Source organism: Streptomyces sp. WZ.A104 (assembly GCF_002382885.1).
In the GTDB taxonomy this organism is placed as follows: domain Bacteria; phylum Actinomycetota; class Actinomycetes; order Streptomycetales; family Streptomycetaceae; genus Streptomyces.
On the sequence record NZ_NWVL01000181.1, the window covers coordinates 1 to 775 of the forward strand.

General features: G+C 66.8%; 1 protein-coding gene. It reads left to right on the forward strand.

Going from position 1 to position 775, the window contains the following annotated elements; all coding sequences use genetic code 11:
• On the forward strand, positions 1–775 hold a 775-nt coding region (locus CIB93_RS37020; protein ID WP_143660152.1), incomplete at both ends, for a site-specific integrase.

Genomic DNA, 775 nt, shown 5'->3' on the forward strand with positions numbered 1-775 from the left:
CTCGCGACCGCCAGCCCCTGCTGCCGATCCTCTCCCAGCATGTCAACGACACCTGGCACCAGGCCCGAGCCCTGCTCGAAGCCGCCGAAAGCGTCCCCCCGGGCGAGGACTTCACCCTGGACGGGACCATGTGGCTGCGAGTGGCAACCAAGGAGGATGCCAAGCATGGGCGCCCGCCGGTCCGGGCCGTCAACCGCCTCACCGGGAAACTCGTCCGCATCACGCAGGAAGAGAATCTGGCGTTCTGGCAGTGGGCAGTCGTGGAGACGCTCCGGCTGGCCGGACTTCGGGCGGAGGAACTCGCCGAGCTTTCGCACTTGAGCGTCCGGCAATACCAGCGGCCCAGCGGCGAGGTCGTAGCCCTGCTGGTGATCAGCCCCTCGAAGAGCGACCGGGAACGGGTCGTCCCGATGTCGGCGGAGCTGTTCCACGTCATCGCCCAGATCATCCGTCGGCACCGCGACGAGCACGGCACCGTTCCGGTCTGCGCCCGCTATGACCTGCACGAAAAGATCTGGAGCGAGGAACTTCCTTACCTGTTCCAGACTGTTCACAGCGGCGCCCAGCGGGGGATGTCCAGCACGACGGTCTGGCGCGTGATCCGCCGGGCCTGCAAGGCCCTCGCGGTGACTCACCCGCAGTTCGACGGGGTGAAATTCGCGCCCCACGACTTCCGGAGGCTGTTCGCCACCGAACTCGTCAACAACGGCCTGCCCATCCACATTGGAGCGGCCCTGCTCGGCCACCTCGATATCCGGACCACTCGTGGCTACGT